Below are 20499 nucleotides of genomic sequence, written 5' to 3' on the forward strand. Positions count from 1 at the left end.
GTCATTTCCGCAGGCTAGCGTTGTCGTCATGCGGCTCTCGGGCGGGCGCGCCGCCGTCGTCGCCCACTCCGCTGCCGCTCTGCTGTTCGGGTGAGTTTCGCCTGGTCAGACGTTGGATGTTCATTTTTTGTCAGACCCCCGTGGCAGCATGTCGAACAGGTGTTCGTGTGCGTGCTCAAGGAGGTCAGTCCCGATGCAGATCGAACCCCGTCGCTGGCCGGGCCGCGTGGTGCCGTCCACCACCGCCGACGTGGACGTCGCCGTCGAGTCCCTGTGCGTGCGCGCCTCCTGGCCGGACGCCGACCGCCGCTGGGTCCGCCGCCTGCTCGAGCCGTGGTTCACCGCGGGCTGGAGCGTCGACGCCCTCCTGATCGCCGTCGACAAGAAGCCCGACGGCACCCGCCAGGGCGCCCCGCGCTCCCGCACGCAGGTGGCGCACGAGTTCCTCAGAGCCCGCCTCCGCACCTGGACGGCGGACGGCGCCGGCCTCGCCACCCCACCGCTGAAGGGCGTCAGCCTCGGCGAGTGGTACCGCGTGAACCGCCGCAACGCCGCCCTGCACGCCCCGCGCCGGAGCTCCGGCCTGACCTCGGAGGGCGAACGAGCCCGCGCCGAGTCCCGCGCCCTGGCCCACCGCCGCGACCCGGTCGAGCGCAGCCGCGAGAAGGGCCGGCGCCGGCAGGAGGTGCTGGACAGCCTGCTCGTGCCGGGGCAGGAGGTGCCGTCGTTCGCCGACTCGTGGCGACTGGTCGCCGAGCTGGTGCCGGTGCCCCGGGTCTGCTCGGCCTGCGGGCACGTGCGGAACGAGGTGGCGCGGCCGGCGCACCGGGTGGCCTAGGAGGTTGAGCGAGGCTGTGCCGGGAGACGGTGGTCGGCGCGGCGAGGCGGCACGCCACCCGTGCGTCGCCTGACACGAGCCGTGAATGCCCGCTCGTCGTTCCCCGACCAGGCCATCTGCCTGCGACTTCGGTGAGCGGTGGTTGAACCCGCCACCCGCCGGGAACACGGGACGAGTTTCCTGTTTCCGATGTAAGGGGCCCGACATGCTCGAAGTGACGCCGATGGCCGCCGAGGTCATCAACGAGTTGACGTCACAGTCCGAGGGCGCCAACGACGACATCGGCCTGCGTTTCGCCCTGGCCACCGAGCAGGAGCAGGCGGCTCTGGAACTGTCGCTGAGCGAGGTCGTCGACGGCGACGAGGTGGTGGCGGCCCCGGCGGGCGCCAAGGTCATGATGGAACCGGCGGCGGCCCAGTACCTGGACGACAAGGTCCTCGACGTGCGCCAGGACGAGCAGGGCAACCCCGCCTTCGCGATCGCGCGCCAGGACCACCAGGAGCCCCAGGCCTGAGAAGGCCGGCGGAGCCCGGGCGTCCGCCGGTCCCCACGACGAAGGGGCCGCACCGTCCGGTTCTGCCCGCGGTCCCCGGGATCAGGGAATGGTCAGCACCTGACCGGGGTGGATGAGGTCGGGGTTCGCGATGCCGTTGGCCGCCGCGATCTCCCCGTAGCGGTTGCCGTCGCCGTAGTGGTTCTGCGCGATCGCCCACAGCGAGTCGCCGCTCTGCACCTCGTAGGTCCGCACGGCGGGGGCCGCCGGGGCTTCCTCGGCCGGAGCCGGAGCCGGAGCCGCAGCGGCGGCGGGTGCCTCGGACGCGGCCTGGGGCGAGTCGGTGTTGGTGTTCGTGGCCCACTTCGGGCTGCCGTCGCCGCCGATGACGACCAGGTTCCTGTCGTCCTGCAGGACCAGGCGGGCGCCGGGGTTGCCCATGGTGCCGGTCGCCCAGACGGCGTTGTCGCCGTCCGCGTAGAGCACGAAGTTGCCGTCGTCCTGCATCGTGGCGCGGACGGCGCCCTTGCCGTCGGTGCCGCTGGCCCACACCGTGCCGGTGTTCTCCGACAGGACCAGGTTGCCGTCGGGCTGCAGCGTCAGCATGTAGCCGTTGGTGGTGATGAGCTGCTCGCCACGGCTGAGTTCCTGACCGGCTTGCAAGGTGTCCACTGAACGCTCCACTTCGGACTGTGACGACCGCCGGATGGGCGGTGCCCGAAGCGGAAACCTAGCCAAGGGGCAGGAATCCCGCCGGGTCACGAGGGCACGTGCACCCGCTGGGGTGACAGCAGAACGCCTCCCGCCCATCGGGCAGGAGGCGTTCGCACGAAGCGGGGAATCAGCCCTCGATGCGGCGGATCGCGGTGACCGGGCCGATCGAGTCGATGTCGGCGACCTTCACCGGCACACCCTCGGTGGACGCGTGCACGGCGCGGATGCCGTCGATGGCCATGGCCACGTGGGACTGGCTGGAGTAGTACACCAGGATGTCGCCGGCCTTGACCTCGCTGCGGCTGACCGGACGGCCCGCGGCCGCCTGCGCGTAGCTGGTGCGGCCGATGGAGACGCCCGCGGAGCGGTACGCGGCCTGGATCAGCGAGGAGCAGTCCCACGAGTCCGGGCCGTTGGAGCCGTAGACGTAGGGCTTGCCGCGCTGGTTGAGAGCGAACTGCAGCGCACGGCCCGCGGTGCCCGCCGGCACCGAGATGTTCGACATGTCGCCGGACTGCGCGAGCTGGTTCTTCACCGTCGTGCTGAGCGAGCGGTAGTGCGCCTGCGCCTCGGCGAGCTGCTTGTCGAGGTCCGCCTTCTTCTGGCCCATCTCGGCCAGGAGCTTCTTCGACGCCTCGGTGGCCTCGTTCGCCGACTTCGTCGCCGCGTCGGCCGTGTTGACGGCGTCGGTCAGCTTCTGCAGGGCCTCGGCGTTGTCGGCCGCGAGGATGTTGATGGCCGACATGCGGTTGAGGAAGTCCTGCTGCGAGTCGCTCACGAGCAGCGCGGAGATCTGGCTGAAGTTGGCGCCGGAGTTCGTGGCCTCGGTGAGGAGGTCCACCTGGCCGCGGAGGGTCTCCTCGGCCTTCTGCGCGTTGGCCAGGTCGCCCTTGGCCTTGTCCAGTTCACCCTGCTTGGCCTTGAGGTCGTCCTGGGCCTTCAGGTGGTCCTGGTTGAGCTTGGAAGCCTGCTCGGACAGCTCGTTGTACTTCTTGAGCGCGTCCGCCGCGTTGTTCGGCTGTGCGGTGGCCGGGGCCGTGGGGAGGGCTGCTGCGACGACCGCTGCGGTCGCCACGAGTGCTCCACGCACGGTACGGCGTGAGGGTTGCGACACCACGTCGCGGGTCCTCCTTTTTTCCGGCAGCCGCCCTCGCGAGAACTACTCCGCGTAAGGCAGCAACCTTGGCGTGTGCCCCGAGTGGGTTAACTGCTGGGCCGAAGGTCTCGGACAGGTTATGGAATGACCTTGTTCCCGTCCAGCACCGGTTCCTCAGCGGTTCCCCGGTCAGCACGCTCTCACAGTCGTCTACGTCGGCTTATCGCGGGGTGGGAGAGACGCGTCACCCGACTACGCGACGAATCACCGAAATGGGTCCGATGGAGTCGATGTTCGCAATCTTCACCGGCACGCCCTCGGTCGACGCGTGCACCGCGCGCGTGGCGTCCACGACCATGGCGACGTGCGACTGACCCGAGTAGTAGATGACGAGGTCGCCGGGCGCGACCGCACCGCGGGTCACCGCGCGGCCGAGCTTCGCCTGGTCGTACGTCGTGCGCGGGATCGACACCCCGGCGGCCCGGTAGGCGGCCTGCATCAACGACGAGCAGTCCCACGAGTTCGGCCCGTTCGACCCGAAGACGTACGGCTTGCCCTGCTCGCCCAGCGCGAAGTTGAGCGCGATGCCGGCGGCGCCCGCGGGCACCGGCACGGAGACCTTGGGCGTGGGCGCCGCGAGGGTCTGCTTCTGCGGCGCGCTCAGCGACTGGTACTTGGCCCGCGCGGTGGAGACCTGCTGTTCCATCGCGACCTTGCGGGTGGACACGTCGGCGGCGAGCTTCTCGGCGGCCGAGGCGGCGTTCGTGGCGTCGGTTCGCGCCTTCTGGGCCGCGGACAGGGTGGCGTCGAGGCGCACCACGGCCTCGTTCTGGTCGGCGGCGATGATCTGCATCGCCTGCATCCGCTCCAGGAAGTCCTGCTGCGACGACGAACTGAGCATCGCCGACAGGTTGGTGAAGCGGGCGCCCTCGAACGACGCCTCGGTCAGCGTGTCGACCTGGCCGCGGAACTGCTCGGACTCGGCGAGCGCCTTCTTCTCCGCCTCGGTGGCGGTGGCGACGGCCGCGTTCGCCGCGGCGAGGTCGCTCTGGGCCTTGAGGTGGTCCTGGCTCAGCTTCTCGGCTTCGCGGGTGAGGTCGGTGTAGACCTTCAGCGCGTCGTCAGCGGGCTGGGCGTGCGCCGAAGGCATCGACACCACCGTCGCGGCGATCACGGCGGCCAGGGCAGTGGTCCTTGCAGCACGGCCGGGCACGCGGCCTCCTCGGAGTCGGAATCGGCTTCTGAGGAGGCGTACGGCCGAACGGCCGTCCCGGTTCAGCCTCCGACGTGGTCGATCACGTCGTCGGGGCCGGTGCGGCTTCCACTGGAACTTCCTGTTGCCGCACGGCTCCGCACGGTGACAACCGCGCCTCGATTCTCGTTTTGCCGGAGCTTCTTGATAGGTTAGGCATGCCTAATCAGGAGGTGGACAGGTGCGCAGGACAATCGCCGCGGTTCTGGTGCTCGGCCTAGTGGCCGGGTGTGGTGGAACCGCTCCCGCGGAGCAGCAGCAGAGTGGCCAGTGGTCCTTCAAGGACGATCGGGGCAAGGAGGTCACCGCGGAGAAGCGTCCGGAGCGCGTCGTCGCGCAGGTGTCCGCCGCGGGTGCCCTCAAGGACTACGGGATCAACGTCGTCGGCACGTTCGGCCCGCTCAAGCGCGCGGACGGCACGACGGACCCCGAGGCGGGCAGCATCGACCCGAGCCAGGTCACCGACGTCACGGGACCCGGCTACGGCGAGATCGACTTCGAGAAGTTCGCCGCGCTGAACGCCGACCTGGTCGTCGCCGGCTACTACCCCGAGGTCAGCGGCCTCTGGCACCTCACGGCCGAGTTCGAGGAGAAGGTCCTCAAGGTCGCCCCGACCGTCGGCATCGGCCAGTCGAAGATCCAGCTGCCGGACGGCGTCAAGCGCTTCCGCGAGCTCGCCAAGGCGCTCGGTGCCGACATCGAGTCCGCGAAGGTGAAGGCCGACGAGGCGGCCTTCGACAAGGCTGCGGCGCGGCTCAAGGACATCGGCGGGAAGATGACGGCCGCGAACCAGAAGATCCAGGTCGTGGGTGCCGACCCGAAGCTCTTCTACGTCGCCGTCCCGGCCCGCAACCCCGACCTCGACTGGTACGCCGAGGAGCTGGGCCTGCCGCTGCTCACCCCGGACAAGCCCGACTCCGAGGGCGGCGGCTACTTCCAGTCGCTGTCGTGGGAGAACTCCGGCACGTACAAGGAACACGTGATCATGTGGGACACCCGCCAGCACGTGCTCGACCCGGAGAAGATGAAGGAGGGCCACCCGGTCTTCCAGGCCCTGCCCGCCGTGCAGGCCAACCGGTTCGTGGAGTGGAACGCGGTCGCGCCGCTGAGTTACGCGTCCTATGCCGCGATCATGAACAAATTGGCTGACCAGTTGGACCAGGTGTTGGCAAAGTAACCGTGTGCTGACGCTTCTGAAGGAAAACGGCCCGTTGCGCGTGCTCAGCACCGCACGGGTCGTTTCCGTCGTGGGGGACGCGCTCAGCCTCGTCACGCTGATGGTGCACGTGCAGTCCGTGCTGGGGAAAGCCGTCGCGGTGGCGGCGCTGCTGCTCGTGGGCGACTTCGCGCCGTCGTTGCTCAGCCCGCTGACCGGCCTCATCAGCGACCGGTTCGACCGCCGCACGGTCATGATCGCCTGTGAGGTCGCGCAGGGCGTGCTGCTCGCGGTCATCGCGTTCACCCTGCCGCCCCTGCCGGTCCTGCTCGCGCTCGTCGGCGTGCGGGCCGTGATCGGGCAGATCTTCGTCCCGGCCTCCCGCGCGGCGGTGCCGAGCCTCGTCGCCGAGAAGGACCTGGGACAGGCGAACACCGCGCTGGGCCTGGGGTCCAACAGCGCCGACGTGATCGGGCCCTTCCTCGCCGCCGTGCTCCTGACGTTCCTGGACGTCCGCGGGGTGCTGCTCGTCGACGCGGTCTCGTTCGGACTGTCGGCGTTGCTGCTGCTGCGCCTGCCGAAGCTCGTCGTGCCGTCCGGACCGGGGGAGTCGGTGCTCGCCGACGTCAGGGCCGGCGTGGGCGAGATCCGGCGCAACCGGGCGCTGCGGATCCTCTTCCTCGGCTTCTGCGGTGTCGTCGCGTGCACCGCCATCGACGACGTCGCGGTGCTGCAGCTGACGATGGGCGTGTTCGGCGAGCCGGACAGCGTCGCCGGCGTCGTGCTCGGCGCTGTCGGCGTCGGCCTGCTGCTGGGATACGCGTTGCTGGCCAGGGGATCCACCCGGTGGGGCATGGTGGCGCTGCTCGTCACCGGGTTCCTGATCAGCAGCGCCGGCAACCTGTTCACCGGTCTCGCGTGGGGCGTGGCGTCGGCGTTCGCGCTGCAGGCCGTGCGCGGGCTCGGCATCGCGGCCATGGACGTCGCGCACAGCACGCTGATCCAGCGGCTCGTGCCCGCCGATCGGACCGGCCGGGTGTTCGGCAACTTCTACGGCGGCATCGGGGTCGCGGCGGCGGTCTCGTACGTCGCCGGTGGCCTCGTCATCGACGTGATCGGTCCGCGGCTGACGCTGGTCGTCGCCGGTGGTGCGGGAGTTGTGGTGGCGCTGTGGGTGTTCGCCGCTTCACGGGCGAGAGGTGTCGACTGGGAGCGGGCCTCCTGAAGGGGGCACCGCTGTCGGTGCCGCTCGGTACGCTCGATCCCGTGGAGCCCTACGAACACGGCATGCTCGACGTCGGCGACGGCAACCAGGTCTACTGGGAGACCGTCGGCGATCCCGGCGGCAAGCCCGCGGTGTTCCTGCACGGCGGCCCCGGCGCCCCGTCGCAGGGCGCCCGCAAGGCCCTCGGGCCGGGGTTCCGGCTGGTGGTCCTCCACCAGCGCGGGTGCGGCCGCAGCACCCCGCACGCGAGCGACCCGGCCGTGGACATGAGCGTCAACACGACCGAGCACCTGATCGCGGACCTGGAGAAGCTCCGCGAGCACCTGGGCATCGAGAAGTGGTTGGTGTACGGCGGTTCCTGGGGCACGACGCTCGCGGTCGCCTACGCGCAACGCCACCCCGGACGCGTCTCCGAGATGGTCTTGATCGCGGTCACGCTCGCCTCGGAGCGCGAGCTGGACTGGCTCTACGGGGGCGTCTCCCGGTTCTTCCCGGAGGCGTGGGCGAGGTTCAGCGGGCACGTCGGCGACGCGCCGGACGTGGTGCGCGCGTACTCGGACCTCATGGAGAGCCCGGACCGGGAGGTGCGCGAGCAGGCCGCCGCCGAGTGGTGCCGCTGGGAGGACACGGTGCTGTCACTGGAGGACTTCGGCCAGCCGGACGTGTTCTCGGGCAGGCCGGACGACGACGTGATCGCGCTCGTTCGGATCATCACGCACTACTACGCCCGCAAGGGTTTCGTGGGCGACCTGCTGGGAGGCGCCGGCAAGCTCGCCGGCATCCCCGCGGCGCTGGTCCACGGCCGGCGCGACCTGAGCTGCCCTGCCGACACCGCGTACGCGTTGGCGAAGGCGTGGCCGGACGCCGAGCTGACCCTCGTGGACGACAGCGGCCACAAGGGCAGCCCCGCCTTCAGAGAGGCGATCGAGGCCGCGGTCAGGAGGTTCTCCCCATGACACAACGGAAACCGCACGCCACGGACTTCGAGACGTGGGTCGACCGGCAGATCCGCGAGGCCCAGGAGCGCGGCGAGTTCGAGAACTTGCCGAGCGCCGGGAAACCGTTGCCGGGCGCGGGCGAACCGCTCGAAGAGGACTGGTGGATCAGGAGGAAGGTCCGGGAGGAAGAGGGCACGACAGGGTTGCCCCCTTCCCTGGTCCTGCGCAAGCGGGCCGAGACCGCCAGGGCGCGTGCCCTGGCGGCCCGGACCGACGACGAGGCGCGCGCGATCATCGGCGAGGTGAACGCGGAGATCCTCGAAGCGCTGCGGAAACCGTTGTCCGGTCCGCCTTTGGCGCTGATGCCGTTCGACGTCGACGAGCTGCTGCGTGAGAGGAAGGGGACCTCACGCGGTGGGTGATCAGCTCGCGTTGATGTCGATGCAGGAGTAGAAGGCCATCGGTGTGTCACCGATGTTCCACACGGCCAGGACCTTGTGCCTGCCGGGGGAGCCCACGTTGACGGTGTGCGACACGGTGGCCGGCGGCTGCTGGTTGTTGCCGCTGAACGTCGCAACCTTGCGGCCGTCGACGAAGTAGTCGTAGTCGCGCGTGCGGTGGCGGGCGGTGAACGTCCAGTTGAACGTCACCGAACGACCGGTGTTGTGGACCCTCCAGCCCTTGTTGTCGTTGCTCAGCACGGAGAACTGCGACAGGTTGGCGTGGCAGCTCTGCAGGCCCTTCGGGCCTTCGACCGACTGCGGCTCCCACTGGATCGACCCGCAGTCCTTCACGACGCCGCTGGCGCACTGCGCCTGACGGCTGGCGGGGGCGGACACGTAGCCGTGCGCGTTCGCGGTACCGGTCGGGAGAGCCACGACGATCAACGGAGCGGCGAGAACGCCGGCCATGGCAGCAGTAACCCTGCGTCCACTCTTCATGTGACTTCCTTTGCCTTGATGTCTGAGTTGCTCCCGTTGCATCGCGGCGGCGATTGAAGGTCTAGACCATACCGCGCGTAATCGCGGTGCCACAAGGTGTGCTGGTGGATCAGGCGGGAAAGGTTGTGTCCCGTCCAGCCGAACATCGCGGTGTCCAGGGCAAGTTTGCGGTGCTTGCTACGGCGTCCGAGCTGGTTTGCGGGCCGCCACACGTTCTGCCTGAAGTTGGCGCATTCTCAACAACCGCGTTGGATCCCCGCCGACGGCCTGTAGCGCCTGTACGCAGCCTCGAGGTCAGGGCAAGCATGCCGCGACCTTGCGGCCACCCATGTGCCACGCCGTGGTCAGGCGGCCTCCAGGACGAAGAACATGAAGCTCAGGAAGGCCCCGGAGGGGAAACTCGCCATCTCGTCGGGAAAGAGTTCGTGGGCTTCCGGCGCCGGAGGCGGCTCGCTGATGACGGCGGTGCGGAAGCCTGCTGCGGTGAAGGCATCGGTCATCGCGTGCAGCGGCCGGTGCCAGTAGGTGAGCACGGCCTTCTGGCCGTTGAAGTCGTACTCGTCGGACCACTTGGTGGTCGCGAAGTAGTCAGTCTCGCGATGCACCATCTTGAGGAGGATGGGGTGGTTGACGACCACGATCAGCCGGCCACCGGGCTTCAGCACCCGCCGCAGCTCAGCCAGAGGTGCGGTCCAGTCCTCCAGGTAGTGCAGCACCAAAGCGGCGACGGCGTCGTCGAACGCGCCGTCGGGGTACGGCAGCGGGCCCGTTATGTCGGCGACCCGCAGGTCCACGTCGTCGCCGAGCCGCTGCCGGGCCAGCTCCACCATCTTGGCGCTGCGGTCGAAGCCGCTCACGACGGCTCCCCGATCACGTAGCGCCGCGGACACAGGACCAGCACCGCAGCCGGCGTCGAGAATTCGTCGGCCGGCCACGTCGCCGGCCAGGTCCACGATCGCGGGCCGGGCGTAGTAGGCGTTGAGGAGGCTGGTCTCGTTCTCGGCCGTGTACGCCTCGGCGAAGCCGTCGTAGTCGTTCTCCACGGCCACATCGGCGATGACGGCGGAGCTCTCGGGAATGGCAGGCATGTTTCCCATACTGCCCAGTGATCAATCAGGGCCGCCAGGAGATCATCTCCCTCGCCAACCGCCCTCTTGGGCAGCGCGCTCCCAACGCGAGACACGGGCCGCCAAGCTCCACGCACACCCACCAACCAGCACCGGCAGCGCCACGCTCCCCGGCATCGAAGGAGACACCCTCGCGCTCGCAGGCGAGCAGTTCGAACGCCCCCAGCCAGTGTCCTCACCGTTCTGGGACACCGCGATCGAGCCGATTCCCTGGCCTCCCCGACCACGACAGACGGTTCGTTCCCGCCTTGACCCTTGGCCAACATCGACGACCCAGGGCCTGGCTTGGCCATCCGTGAGGTCGGAGCGGACAGGACAAAGGATTTCCGAACAGCTTCGTACAACGCCGATGCTGAGGGCGTCGACCGCCGGAGTGGTTGTGCCGTGGCGAGTTGTGAGGCGCCGTGCTCAGCGGCGGGCTTCGTCGCGCAGGTTCGCGGGCAGCCGCGGGAACGGCCCGCGCCGGATGTAGCGCCAGTGCGAGACGAACACGACGAGGGTCATCACGAGGTTGACCAGCCCCCAGAACAGGTAGGCCGTCCAGTCGTCGTACACGTGCACGCCCAGGGCGATCGAGGCGGCCAGGAACGCGCTGTTCCACAGCAGTCCGCGCAGCGTGAAGTGCTTGACCTCGCGCATCCGCTCACGCTGCTCGGCGTCCATCTCGCGCTTCCCCACCCACCGACTGTCCCACGCCGGGCAGCGGCGGGACGACGCTTTCAGAGCATCGGCAACAAGTCGCCCGCGACGGGGTAGCGCCCGTTCTCCAGCCTGAACACGCAGGCGCGGAGGCCGGTCTCCAGATCGCCCGCCAGGTAGAAGAAGTCGCGTGCACTCGCTCGCGACGTCCATCCCCGAGCAGGCCAGGGACTACCCGTTCGCGCGCATCGGGTCGCTCGACCGCTACGCGCCGGACCGGATCGACTTCGCGTGGGTCAACCCGACCTCGGACAGGTCGGTGATCCACGCGCACGCCCGGCTCGACCTCAAGTGGGTCGAGGTGCAGGGGTACTCGGAGGCGGGCACGGTCACCGAGGTGATCGACCTGGTGCGGGAACGCGTGCGGCGGCAGCTCGTCTCGATGAGGGGCGTGCTCGCGCACCACTGACCTCGTGAGCCGATTCCACCACCCGGCGGTGGACGGGTGGTGGACCGCTGCACCCTCGCCACGGGTGCCACGGCCCGCCGGTTGCGCCGAACACCTCCAGCGGGCCCTCCGTCGACCGCTCGCGGGACGCGCCCTTGTCCCCCGGCTGTCGCCAGGACCGCGCGCGGGTCGTCGAGCGGGAGGATCAGCGGGATCATGGCCGCCGTGGTGTCGAATCCGGGCTACCGCGTTCGTACAAGGGGGAAAGGAGACCACGATGACCCAGAAGTACCTGCTCGGCATCTACCAGCCCGACGGAGAGGCTCCTCCGCCCGAGGTGCTCGACCCGATCATGGAGAACCTGGCCGCGCTGAACGAGGAGATGCGGGCCAAGGGGGTGTGGGTGTTCGCCGTCGGCCTGCACCCGCCGTCGACCGCCACCGTGCTGCGGGCCGAGGGCGACGACGTGCTGATGACCGACGGCCCGTTCACCGAGGGCAAGGAGCACATCGGCGGCTTCACGGTGATCCGGGCGGAGGACCTCGACGAGGCGCTCGAGTGGGGCCGCCGGCTCGCCGGGGTGCTCAGCCCGCTGCCGGTCGAGGTCAGGCCGATCGCCGTCTGATGGTCGAGGAGGTCTTCCGGGCCGAGTACGGCCGAGCGGTGTCCGTCCTGACCCGCGTCCTCGGGGACATCGACCTCGCCGAGGACGCGGTGCAGGACGCCTTCGCCACGGCCGTGCGGAGGTGGCCGGTTGACGGCGTCCCCGCGTCCCCGGCGGGCTGGATCATCACGACCGCCCGCAACCGCGCCGTCGACCGGCTGCGCCGCGCGGCCAAGGGCGCGGAGAAGCACGCGCAGGCCGCACTGCTGGCGCACGAACCGGAAGAGGGGGAGGTGGGAGACGTGCCCGACGACAGGCTCCGGCTGATCTTCACGTGCTGCCACCCCTCGCTGGCGCCGCAGGCCAGGGTCGCGCTGACGCTGAAGCTGCTCGGCGGCCTGAGCACGGCGGAGATCGCCAGGGCGTTCCTGGTCGCGGAAACCACGATGGCGCAACGGATCGTGCGCGCGAAGGGCAAGATCCGGGCGGCCCGCATCCCGTACCGGGTGCCACGTGACGCCGATCTGCCCGCGCGCCTCGAAGCCGTGCTCGCCGTCGTCTACCTGATCTTCAACGAGGGCTGGCTCGACAGGGCGGACCTCGCGGACGAGGCGATCCGGCTCGGCCGGGTGCTCGCCGAGCTCATGCCGGACGAACCCGAGGTGTGGGGGCTGCTCGCGCTGATGCTGCTCGTCGCGTCACGCCGGGAGGCACGGCTGCGCGACGGCGAGATCGTGCTGCTGCGCGATCAGGACAGGTCGCTGTGGAACGCCGCGCTGGTCGCGGAGGGCCAAGACCTCGTGCGCCGCTGCCTGCGCTGGAACCGGCCCGGGCCCTACCAGATCCAAGCCGCCATCAACGCCGTGCACAGCGACCCGCCGACCGACTGGCACCAGGTCGTCGCCCTCTACAACCAGTTGATGGCGATCGCGCCCAGCCCGGTCGTCGCACTGCACCGCGCCGTGGCCGTCGCCGAGGTGGAAGGACCCGCGGTCGCGTTGCTCGAGGTCGACACCCTCGACCTCGACCGCTACCACCTCTTCCACGCCGTGCGCGCAGACCTGCTGCAACGCCTGGGGAAGAACCCCGTGCCGGCGTTGGAGGCCGCGCTCGAGCGGGCGGAACACCCGGCCGAGCGCGACCTGCTGCGGACGAGGCTAGGCCTGGCGGCGGCGGACCAGCAGGATCGCGCCGACGACGACCACCAGCGCGACCACGATCCACACCCAGACCGGCACGCCGCCGGACTCCGGCGGCGTGGCCGCCGAAGGTGAGTTCGACACCGGCGCGCTCGGCGTCACCGACGACGGCGGCGCCGCGGACGACGACGGCTGCCCCGCGACGTTCATCGTGAAGGCGATCGTGCCGGAGATGGTGTCCCCGTCGTCGGCCTTGGCCAGCCAGGCGATCGTGTGCGGGCCCGCCTTCGCCGCGGACGGGTCGATCGTCGCGGTGATGGTGTTGTCGAGCGCGTGCACCTGCGTGACCGGCCACGAGGTGCCTTCCGGTCCCGTGATGGTGACCGGTGTGCCGTCGGGCAGGCTGACCACGCCGGTGAACACCAGCTCGACGTTGCGGGGGAGGGCGTCGAGGGCCGCGCCGGACGCCGGGTTGCTGCTCTTGAGCTCGGCGTGGGCCTGCGCGGGGACGGCCACGGCCGTCGCGGCGAGCAGTGCCAGCACGAGCGCGCTGAAGTAACGCCTCACGTGCGCAGCGTAATGGCTTCGTCGATCAGTGCGGCAGGTCCGCGGGACCGGGTCGCGGCACGGGTGACGCCGCGACGGGCAGCAACGACAGCACCACGGCGAGCGCGGCCGCCGCACCGGCGGCGATCACCGGCACGACGGGACCCACCTCGTGGAGCACGGTGCTGAGCACCGGCCCGGCCACGAACGTCAGCCCGCTCGTCATCGTCACCAGCCCGGCGACGATCCCCTGGTGCCGCGGCGCGACGCCGAGCGACGCCGTCGCCGCGAACCCGGTGATGGCGAAGCCGACACCGATCGACACCACCAGGAACGCCAGGGCCATCAGCGACGGCACGGCCGCGACGACCGCGTACCCGGCCAGTGCGATCGACGCGCCGGCCTTCATCAGCCGCGCGGGGGACCACTTCAGCAACGGCACGAGCAAGCCCTGCGCCAGCACGAGCCCGGCGGCCCCTGCGAGCATCACGCCCTCGACGGCACCCGGCTCCGCGTCCCGGTGGAGGGCGGCGACCTGCACCAGGCCGAGGGACAGGTTCGCCAGCAGGCCGACGCCGAAGGCGGGCAGCAGCTCCCAGCTCCGCGACGGCGCGACGTCGTGCGGACGATCACCGGGCTTGTACGTGGCGAGCACCAGAACCATGACCAGCAGGACGAGCACGGGCGCGAGGTAGAGCGGGACCTGCAACGACGCCACGACGAGAGCGCCGCCGACGAAAGGCCCGAGCAGGCTGGCCAGTCCCTGGGCCGCACCGACGAGACCGACAGCGGTCGTGCACGCGGTCACCCCGGAGACCGAGGTGCCGGCGACGGCCAGCGCGACGACCGGCAGGGCGGCGAGGCCCGCGCCGAACAGGAAGCCGCGGAACACCAGCAGGAAGACGAACGCCAGCTCGGGCGCCGAGGTCTCGCCGGCGGCGACCGTGACCGCGGCGGCGTGGCCCACCAGGCCGAACAGGCCCAGGCCGAGGCCCGCGACCAGCACGGGGCGGGGTCCGGCGGCGTCGAGCAGCAGGCCCCAGAGCGGGGCGGCGAGGGTGATCGCCACGGACGACACCGCGAAGACGAGCCCCAGCTGGGACGCGCTGAGCCCGAGGTCGATCGAAGCAGGGCCGAGGAGCAAGGTGAGCATCTGGTGCACCGACTGCACGACCAGCAGTGCGATCAGCGGCAGCGACAGCGTTCTGGGCACGCGGTTCCCCCTGGAGTGCGGCGGAGTCGTGAGAGTAGTTCAGTCCGGTGAACAAGTGGTTTGGCCGTTGATGCACTGGGGTAACCGCCCGCGGAACTGATCAACTGACCGAGGAGCGGTTTGGCTCGCGACCAGGCAGCGGCGTGGACGGGTGAGGCGGCGGACCTGCCCCTGGGCAGGCAACGGCCGTCGCTCGCGGCCGTCCGGCGCTGGGTGCGCCTGGAACTGATGCGCGAGGACGCCGACGCGGTCGCGGACGTGCTGCTCGTGGTGAACGAGCTCGTCAGCAACGCGTACCGGTACACGTCGGAACCGTCGTTCCTGCGCGTCGTCGTGGAGACGTCCAAGATCCATGTCGAGATCGCCCACGACGCGCGCGCCCACCCGCCGCTGCGCAAGGTGTCCCGGCCGCAGCGCGGGTACGGTCTGGTCCTGGTGGCCCGGCTGTCCGACCGCTGGGGCGTCGACAGGGCCCACGGCGGCACCGTGGTCTGGGCGGACCTCCCGAGGGCGCCGTGAGTGCAGTTCGCCGTGTTTTGATTTGCGCGTCCGTGGGTATGGAACCTCCTGCCCTGCACGAAGAGGGCGCGGGGAGAGGCTGATGGGAATCGCAGGACGGTCCAGCGAACGACTGGACCTGGTCCTACCGGATGGGGGCCTGCCGCTCGCCGACGTGCGGGCGGAGGTCCGTCGACTCCTGCGGGGGATGCACGAGAACGTCGTGGTCGACGTGATGGTCGTGGCGACGGAGCTCGTGAGCAACGCGTACCACCACGCCGCCCCTCCGCGGCGTGCCCGCATCCTTTGCCTGCCGGAGCGCGAGGTCGTGCGCGTGGAGGTCGACGACGGCACGCCCGGCCGGTTCCCGCAGCTCGGGCGGATCGGGTTCCTGGGGCGTCGGCAGCGGGGTCTGCTGCTGGTCAACGGCCTGGCGCAGGTGTGGGGGCACAACCGGTTCCCCGACCTCAAAACCGTGTGGGCGGACGTCTCCTCGGTCAGGTGAGGGTTTCGACCACGTAGGCGGCGGCTTCGGCGACGAGAGCCTCGTCGTAGTTCGCGTCCGCTGCCCGCTTGCTGGACATGACCGCGATCAGCAGCGGTTCCCGGCCGGGCGGCCACACGACGGCGATGTCGTTGACGGTGCCGTACGAGCCGGTGCCGGTCTTGCTCGCGACCCTGCTGCCCGCGGGCACCCCCGCCCGGACGCGCCTGGCTCCGGTGACGGATCGTTCCAGCAGGTCGTTGAGGAAGTCGCGCTTGTCCCGGGGCAGGGCGTCGCCGAGCACGAGCCGCTGGTAGTCGGTGCCGAGCGAGCGCGGGGTGGCGGTGTCGCGCGGGTCGCCGGGCACGGCCGAGGTGATGTCCGGCTCGACCCGGTCCATGCGGGTCTCGGTGTCGCCGAGTTCGCGCAGGTACCCGGTGAGCTCCGCCGGACCGCCGAGGTCGCGCAGCAGCAGGTTGCCGGCGGTGCCGTCGCTGTGGCGGACCGCCGCGTCGCACAGGTCGCGCAGCTTCATGCCCGTCCCGACGTTCCGCTGGGTGATCGCCGAGCTCTTCATCAGGTCGGCCTCGGTGTAGGTGACGACGGTGTCCAGGTGCGCCATCGGGTTGCGGTGCAGGACGGCCGCGGCGGCGAGGCCCTTGAACGTCGAGCAGAACGCGAACCGCTCGTCCGCCCTGTGCTCGATCGTCCTGCCGGTGTCGCTCATCGCGTACACGCCCAGGCGTGCGTCGTACTTCTTCTCCAGTTCGAACAGCGCGTCGTGCCGCACGGGCGCCGCACTGGTCGTCGTGGTGGTCGTGCCGGTGGGCGTGGTCGGCGTCGCGGTTCGGGATGCCGGTGGGGTGGCGCAGCCGGCGAGCGGGAGGAGGGCGAGGGTTTTCAGGACTGCGCGTCGATCCGTCACCCTTCCACCGTATTTGATCTCGGCAGCGCGAGGTGCGCGCGGTCGCTGCGCAGCAGGACCGCCGACCGGCCGGCCGCCTGGCCGCGCGCGTCGTGGCTCAGCCACGTGACGGACAGGACCGGGGTGGCCGCGCGGACCTCCAGCCGGGCGGCGACGTGAGGTGTGGCCAGAGTGGTCGCGCACTGCGGTTGTGCGGTGCTCTCGAACCCGTAGGTGTCCATGAGGAACTTCGGCAGCGGGGTGGTGCGGTCGTAGAGCCGGGCGAGGCCGGGGAACCGGGAGACGCGCAGGGACGCCGACCGCACGCCGATCGGCTCGTCGCCGTGCACCAGCACCGATTCGACGACGACCAAGTCCTGTGCGACCGATCTGACCGTGGTCGACTCGCGGGTGACCAGGTCGCGGACCAGGGCGTCGAGGCCCAGCCGGTGCACGGGCCTGCGCGGTGCGACGGCGGTGCCCCGGCGGCCCGCCCCGCGCACGAGCCTGCCCTCCAGCACGAGCTCGTCCAGCGCCTTGCGGATGGTGGCGCGGGACATGCCGAAGAGGTCGGACAGCGCGCGCTCCGGTGGGAACGGCGTGTTGTCCTGCCGTTCGTTCAGCAGGTCGAGGAGCTTGGCCTTGGCCTGGTAGTAGCGCGGGACGGGCACGCCCCGACGCTAGGGCCGGGCGATAACCGGCGACTCATCGTGCTTCTCGTGCGTCCGGCACGGAGCCGATTTCCTCGTAGACCCGGACGGCCTGCGCCCTGTCGCCCGCCAGGTACGCGGTGGCGGCGTCACGCCAGCGCGACCACGACACCCCCACCAGGCTCTCCGGGCCGTGCCCGGTCCGGGCGAGCACGATCGGCAGGCCCGCCCCGACGAGTCCGGTGATCTGGCGGCCGGGCAGCGACGTCAGCAGCTCGCCGACCTCCGGCCGTTCGCCGCGGTGGAGCGCGATGCGGGCCTGGAGCACGAGCGGGTGCTGCAGTTCGCCGGGATGGCCCTTGGCCCTGGCGAGGTGCAACGCCGTGCGGGCGTCCTCGGTGGCGCCGGCGAGGTCACCGGCCAGCAGCCGGCCACGGCCGCGGTCGGCGTGCAGGTGGGACTGGCCGGGGGAGCGGGCGATCACCCCGTCGAGGTTCGCCAGCGCTTCGGTGAGGCGGCCGTCCCAGAACAGCTCGGCGTACTGCGACGAGTCGAGCCACGAAAGCGTGTAGCTGTCGCCGCGGCGCAGCGCGTCCACCCTGGCTCCGGTCCTCGTGGCGAGCCGCTCGCCGAGGTCGCCGAGCACGGAGTGGGCGGTGCTCAGGTTGAACAGGCAGAGGCCGGGGGACAGTCCGGCCGCGCGGCGGTCCGCCACGGCCTGCCGCAGGTCGTCGAGACCGCCCGGGTCGCCCTGCTCGACCCTGGCCAGTCCCCGCGCCTCCAGGGCGATGGCGCGGTGCTCGCCCGCCGCCGACGCGAGGGCCGCCTCCGCGGCGGTGACGGCCTCGTCCGGCCTGCCCGCCAGCGTCAGGGAGTGGGCGAGGTGGGCCTGGACGCCGGACACCCGGTCACCGGGTCCGGCCTGCGCGAGGAACTCGATGGTCCGGTCGAGGTGTCGTCCGGCCGCCGCGTGGTCGCCGCGGTGCCACGCGGCTTTCCAGGACGCCCGCGACGCCTCCGCCGCGCCTGCGAAGTCCCCCGCGTCGAGGTGGAGCGCGATGGCCTCGGCCAGCTCGTCGAGGCCGCCGCCGTTCCAGGTGAGGCTCGATCCCAGCAGCGTCAGCAGCTCGACCCGATCGGGCAGCCCCGGTGGGCAGACCGCGAGGGCGGCGCGGTAGCAGCGGATCGCGGTGTCCCTCGCGGCCAGTGCACTCGCCCGGCGGCCCGCGTCCGTGAGAGCTGTTCGCGCCGCGCGTCCCATGATGTCGCACGGACGCCCGGAAGCCTCCGCGAGCCACACGGCTTCCTGGAAGTGGTGCGCCAGCAGGGGAACGTGCTCCAGCGGCAGCGCCCGCACCCACTCCGCGGCGCGGTAGTGCTTCATCGCCTTGGTGCCGCGCGGCACGCGGTCGTAGGCGACGTCGCGCACCAGCACGTGGCTGAACGCGTACTCGACCTCGCCGACGACGTTGCTGGTGGTCCGGCGCTGCAGGAAATCGCGCTGCCGCAACACCTCCAGGCACCGCGAGACCTCGTCGACGTCGCGTTCCGCGACCATCGCGACCGCGCCGGGCCAGACCGTCGAACCGAGGACCGCCGCGTCCTGAAGCACGGCCTTCTCCCGCGGCGGCAACGAGTCCAGTCGCGCGCCGATGACGCTCTGCACGGTGTCCGGGAGGGCGTCCGGCACGCCGTCGCGGAGCATGCGGACGTACTCGCCGGCGAACAGCGGGTTGCCCGCCGATCGCCGCAGGAGCGCCAGCAGGTCGGCGGTCACGTCGTGCCGGCTCAGCAACGCTTTCAGCAGCACCGCCGTGTCCTCTTCGGACAGTGCGTCGACCACCAGGGTGCTGCGCCAGTCCGGGCGGCGGTGCAGGAGCTCCGGCCGTGCGGTCATGAGCACCAGCAACGGCACGTCGTCCGTGCTGTCCGTCAGACCGTGCAGGAAGTCCAGCACCAGGTCGCCGGCCCAGTGGACGTCCTCGACGACCACGACGAGCGGTTCCGCGGCGAGGTGCTCGACGAACCTCCGCCACGCCATCAGCACGTCACCACCCCGCGGGCTCACCCCGACCAGCGCGGACAGCTGCGTGACCAGCCAGGGGTCGTCGGTGACCGCCTCGATCTTCGCGGTGACCACGTCGGCAGGGTCGGTGTCGAAGATCCGGGCGTGGGCCCGCACGATCTCGGCCAGCGGGGCGAAGGCGTCGTTGCGGGCGAACGGCGGGGTGCGTCCCGTGAGCGTTCTCCTGCCGGTCGTGAACTCCTTGACGAGCCTGCTCTTGCCCGCTCCCGGTTCGCCGATCAGCGTGACCGCGCTCGGGCGGCTCGTGGTGACCGTCCGGTGGTGGACCTCGGTCAGGTGAGCTGTTTGCCTTGCGCGGCCCACGAACGGGGTGTCGTCGTCCACCGGGGCGAGCAGCCGTTCCGTCACCGGGCAGGTCTTGACCTCGTTCGGGCTCGTGCCTGCCAGCAGGCGCAGGGCGGCGTCCAGCACGGTGCCACCGACCTCGACGCGGTCGCCGGACGTCACGAGCGCCGGGCCGGTGGACACCGCGGCCGCGGCGGGGTGCTCGCCGGTGACCTCCCCAGCGGCGCGGACCGCCCGTGCGGCGTCGTCTTCCCGGTTGACCGGGGCACCGAACGCCGCGCAGATCGTCGAGCCGAGCGTGGTGACCGTCATTCCGCCCATCGCCTCGATCCGCTCCTTCACCCGGGCGACGGCGGTTTCGAGTCGTTCGTCGGCGGCTTCGCCTTCTCCCCGCTGGTGCAGGCGGACCACCAGGACGCTGACCTTCTTGCGTTCCAGCAGGGGCGGTGCCGCGGACGTGGTGATCGTCAGCGCCGGGTCCCCGGTGAGGATCGCCCGGTGCAGGTCCGCGAGTTCGCGGCTCGGCACGATGCCGAGTTCTTCGGTGAACCTGTTGTGCGCGTTGCGGTACACCGCCAGTGCGTCCGCCTGTCTGCCGGATCTGCAGAGAGCCAGCATCAGGTGGCCTTGCAGCCGTTCGCGCAGGGGGTGGTCGCGGATCAGCGCCCGCAGTTCCGGGATGACCTCGTGGTGGTGGCCCGCCGCCAGCTCCGCTTCGAACCTGTCCTCGACGGCCTGGTCGCGCAGGGTGGTGATCTCGGTCAGGGCCGGCCAGGTGACGCCCTCCGCGGCCAGGTCGGCGAGGACCGGCCCCTTCCACAGGGCCAGGGCTGCGCGGAGGGTGGTGGCGGCCTGGTCCGGGGTGGGGGACGCGGCGGCGTGGCGCAGAGCGGTCCGGAACCGGTGCAGGTCGACGGCGGCCGGGTCGGTGTTCAGCTGGTAGCCCGGTTTGCGGGTGGTGATGTCCAGACCGGCTTTGCGGAGCGCGGAGATCGCGTTGAGCAGCATTCCCCTGGCTGTCGGGGGCTGTTCGTGTGGCCAGATCGCCGTGGTCAGGTCGGTGGTCGCGACCGTGCGGTTCGCGTTGAGCAGGAGGTAGGCGAGGGCCGCTCGGCGGGTGAAGCCGCCGATGTGCTGGTCTCTGCCGTCGAGGTGGACCCGGAGGGGGCCCAGGACGGCGAACTCCGCGGACATTGGTTCGGACCATACCGGGGATCCGCGGT

At 70.9% G+C, this 20499-nt stretch carries 22 protein-coding genes; 11 read left to right on the plus strand and 11 right to left on the minus strand.

Annotated features, from left to right (window positions below; genetic code table 11):
- The first annotated feature begins 193 nt into the window (after positions 1-193).
- Together BLQ91_RS07805 and BLQ91_RS07810 are read left to right on the plus strand one after the other, a co-directional pair.
- The gene (locus BLQ91_RS07805) at positions 194-838 is read left to right on the plus strand and encodes a hypothetical protein (protein WP_176959623.1); all 645 of its coding nucleotides are present in this window, start codon (positions 194-196) and stop codon (positions 836-838) included.
- 205 nt (positions 839-1043) lie between these two features.
- Positions 1044-1352 carry a hypothetical protein gene (locus tag BLQ91_RS07810; protein ID WP_090096088.1) on the plus strand — a complete coding sequence of 103 codons (309 nt, stop codon included), beginning with the start codon at positions 1044-1046 and terminating at the stop codon, positions 1350-1352.
- Positions 1353-1433: 81 nt separating this feature from the next.
- Here the strand turns inward: BLQ91_RS07810 and BLQ91_RS07815 are convergent, their stop codons facing one another.
- The 3 genes from BLQ91_RS07815 to BLQ91_RS07825 form a co-directional block, all read right to left on the minus strand.
- Positions 1434-2003: a LysM peptidoglycan-binding domain-containing protein gene (locus BLQ91_RS07815; protein ID WP_245733263.1), complete on the minus strand. Its 570-nt coding sequence runs from the start codon at positions 2001-2003 to the stop codon at positions 1434-1436.
- A 169-nt stretch (positions 2004-2172) separates the two neighbouring features.
- The gene (locus tag BLQ91_RS07820) at positions 2173-3120 is read right to left on the minus strand and encodes a C40 family peptidase (protein WP_245733264.1); all 948 of its coding nucleotides are present in this window, start codon (positions 3118-3120) and stop codon (positions 2173-2175) included.
- A 265-nt stretch (positions 3121-3385) separates the two neighbouring features.
- On the minus strand, positions 3386-4354 hold the full coding sequence (locus BLQ91_RS07825; RefSeq protein ID WP_245733265.1) for a C40 family peptidase: 969 nt from the start codon (positions 4352-4354) through the stop codon (positions 3386-3388).
- A gap of 220 nt (positions 4355-4574) precedes the next feature.
- Between BLQ91_RS07825 and BLQ91_RS07830 the strand changes: the two genes are divergently transcribed.
- From BLQ91_RS07830 to BLQ91_RS07845, 4 genes are read left to right on the plus strand one after another with little or no spacing between them, the layout of a single operon-like run.
- A complete protein-coding gene (locus BLQ91_RS07830; RefSeq protein ID WP_090096091.1) occupies positions 4575-5570 on the plus strand; it encodes an ABC transporter substrate-binding protein in 996 nt (331 codons plus the stop codon).
- 4 nt (positions 5571-5574) lie between these two features.
- Complete coding sequence (locus BLQ91_RS07835; RefSeq protein ID WP_218130174.1) at positions 5575-6774, plus strand: MFS transporter; 1200 nt, start codon at positions 5575-5577, stop codon at positions 6772-6774.
- A 41-nt stretch (positions 6775-6815) separates the two neighbouring features.
- Positions 6816-7730 carry a prolyl aminopeptidase gene (gene pip, locus BLQ91_RS07840; RefSeq protein WP_245733266.1) on the plus strand — a complete coding sequence of 305 codons (915 nt, stop codon included), beginning with the start codon at positions 6816-6818 and terminating at the stop codon, positions 7728-7730.
- Complete coding sequence (locus BLQ91_RS07845) at positions 7727-8134, plus strand: DnaJ family domain-containing protein (RefSeq protein ID WP_090096093.1); 408 nt, start codon at positions 7727-7729, stop codon at positions 8132-8134. Before pip ends, BLQ91_RS07845 begins: the two co-directional genes overlap by 4 nt.
- Here the strand turns inward: BLQ91_RS07845 and BLQ91_RS07850 are convergent, their stop codons facing one another.
- From BLQ91_RS07850 to BLQ91_RS07860, 3 genes are all read right to left on the minus strand, one after another.
- Positions 8135-8653, minus strand: a complete 519-nt coding sequence (locus BLQ91_RS07850; protein ID WP_090096094.1) for a lytic polysaccharide monooxygenase auxiliary activity family 9 protein — start codon at positions 8651-8653, stop codon at positions 8135-8137.
- Between the two features lie 344 nt (positions 8654-8997).
- Complete coding sequence (locus BLQ91_RS07855) at positions 8998-9741, minus strand: class I SAM-dependent methyltransferase (RefSeq protein WP_090096095.1); 744 nt, start codon at positions 9739-9741, stop codon at positions 8998-9000.
- A gap of 447 nt (positions 9742-10188) precedes the next feature.
- Complete coding sequence (locus tag BLQ91_RS07860; protein WP_090096096.1) at positions 10189-10458, minus strand: hypothetical protein; 270 nt, start codon at positions 10456-10458, stop codon at positions 10189-10191.
- Positions 10459-10609: 151 nt separating this feature from the next.
- Here BLQ91_RS07860 and BLQ91_RS07865 point away from each other — a divergent pair, with 151 nt between their 5' ends.
- From BLQ91_RS07865 to BLQ91_RS07875, 3 genes are all read left to right on the plus strand, one after another.
- Positions 10610-10888, plus strand: coding sequence for a hypothetical protein (locus BLQ91_RS07865; RefSeq protein ID WP_090096097.1), 279 nt, complete (start codon positions 10610-10612; stop codon positions 10886-10888).
- A 256-nt stretch (positions 10889-11144) separates the two neighbouring features.
- Positions 11145-11492, plus strand: a complete 348-nt coding sequence (locus tag BLQ91_RS07870; RefSeq protein ID WP_090096098.1) for a YciI family protein — start codon at positions 11145-11147, stop codon at positions 11490-11492.
- Positions 11492-12745 (plus strand): RNA polymerase sigma factor, encoded by a 1254-nt coding sequence (locus BLQ91_RS07875; RefSeq protein WP_090096099.1) that lies wholly within the window; start codon positions 11492-11494, stop codon positions 12743-12745. The genes BLQ91_RS07870 and BLQ91_RS07875 overlap by 1 nt, the downstream gene beginning before the upstream one ends.
- Here BLQ91_RS07875 and BLQ91_RS07880 read toward each other — a convergent pair.
- Together BLQ91_RS07880 and BLQ91_RS07885 are read right to left on the minus strand one after the other, a co-directional pair.
- A complete protein-coding gene (locus BLQ91_RS07880; RefSeq protein ID WP_176959624.1) occupies positions 12629-13177 on the minus strand; it encodes a copper resistance CopC family protein in 549 nt (182 codons plus the stop codon). The two genes, BLQ91_RS07875 and BLQ91_RS07880, sit on opposite strands and share 117 nt — an antisense overlap.
- A 25-nt stretch (positions 13178-13202) precedes the next feature.
- Positions 13203-14369: an MFS transporter gene (locus BLQ91_RS07885; protein WP_090096101.1), complete on the minus strand. Its 1167-nt coding sequence runs from the start codon at positions 14367-14369 to the stop codon at positions 13203-13205.
- A 120-nt stretch (positions 14370-14489) separates the two neighbouring features.
- Between BLQ91_RS07885 and BLQ91_RS07890 the strand changes: the two genes are divergently transcribed.
- Complete coding sequence (locus tag BLQ91_RS07890; RefSeq protein WP_090096102.1) at positions 14490-14888, plus strand: ATP-binding protein; 399 nt, start codon at positions 14490-14492, stop codon at positions 14886-14888.
- 82 nt (positions 14889-14970) lie between these two features.
- Entirely contained in the window at positions 14971-15372 is a 402-nt protein-coding gene (locus BLQ91_RS07895; protein ID WP_143022559.1) for an ATP-binding protein, read from the plus strand.
- On the opposite strand, the gene bla is transcribed toward BLQ91_RS07895, so the two are convergent.
- Genes bla through BLQ91_RS07910 form a run of 3 tightly spaced genes read right to left on the minus strand, consistent with a single transcriptional unit; the run spans position 15365 to position 20470 of the window.
- Positions 15365-16276 (minus strand): class A beta-lactamase, encoded by a 912-nt coding sequence (gene bla, locus BLQ91_RS07900; protein WP_245733267.1) that lies wholly within the window; start codon positions 16274-16276, stop codon positions 15365-15367. The two genes, BLQ91_RS07895 and bla, sit on opposite strands and share 8 nt — an antisense overlap.
- Complete coding sequence (locus BLQ91_RS07905; protein ID WP_090096104.1) at positions 16273-16926, minus strand: GntR family transcriptional regulator; 654 nt, start codon at positions 16924-16926, stop codon at positions 16273-16275. Before BLQ91_RS07905 ends, bla begins: the two co-directional genes overlap by 4 nt.
- A gap of 34 nt (positions 16927-16960) precedes the next feature.
- A complete protein-coding gene (locus BLQ91_RS07910; protein ID WP_176959625.1) occupies positions 16961-20470 on the minus strand; it encodes an ATP-binding protein in 3510 nt (1169 codons plus the stop codon).
- Positions 20471-20499 lie beyond the last annotated feature (29 nt).

It is taken from the genome of Lentzea jiangxiensis, assembly GCF_900104175.1.
Taxonomy (GTDB): Bacteria; Actinomycetota; Actinomycetes; order Mycobacteriales; family Pseudonocardiaceae; genus Lentzea; species Lentzea jiangxiensis.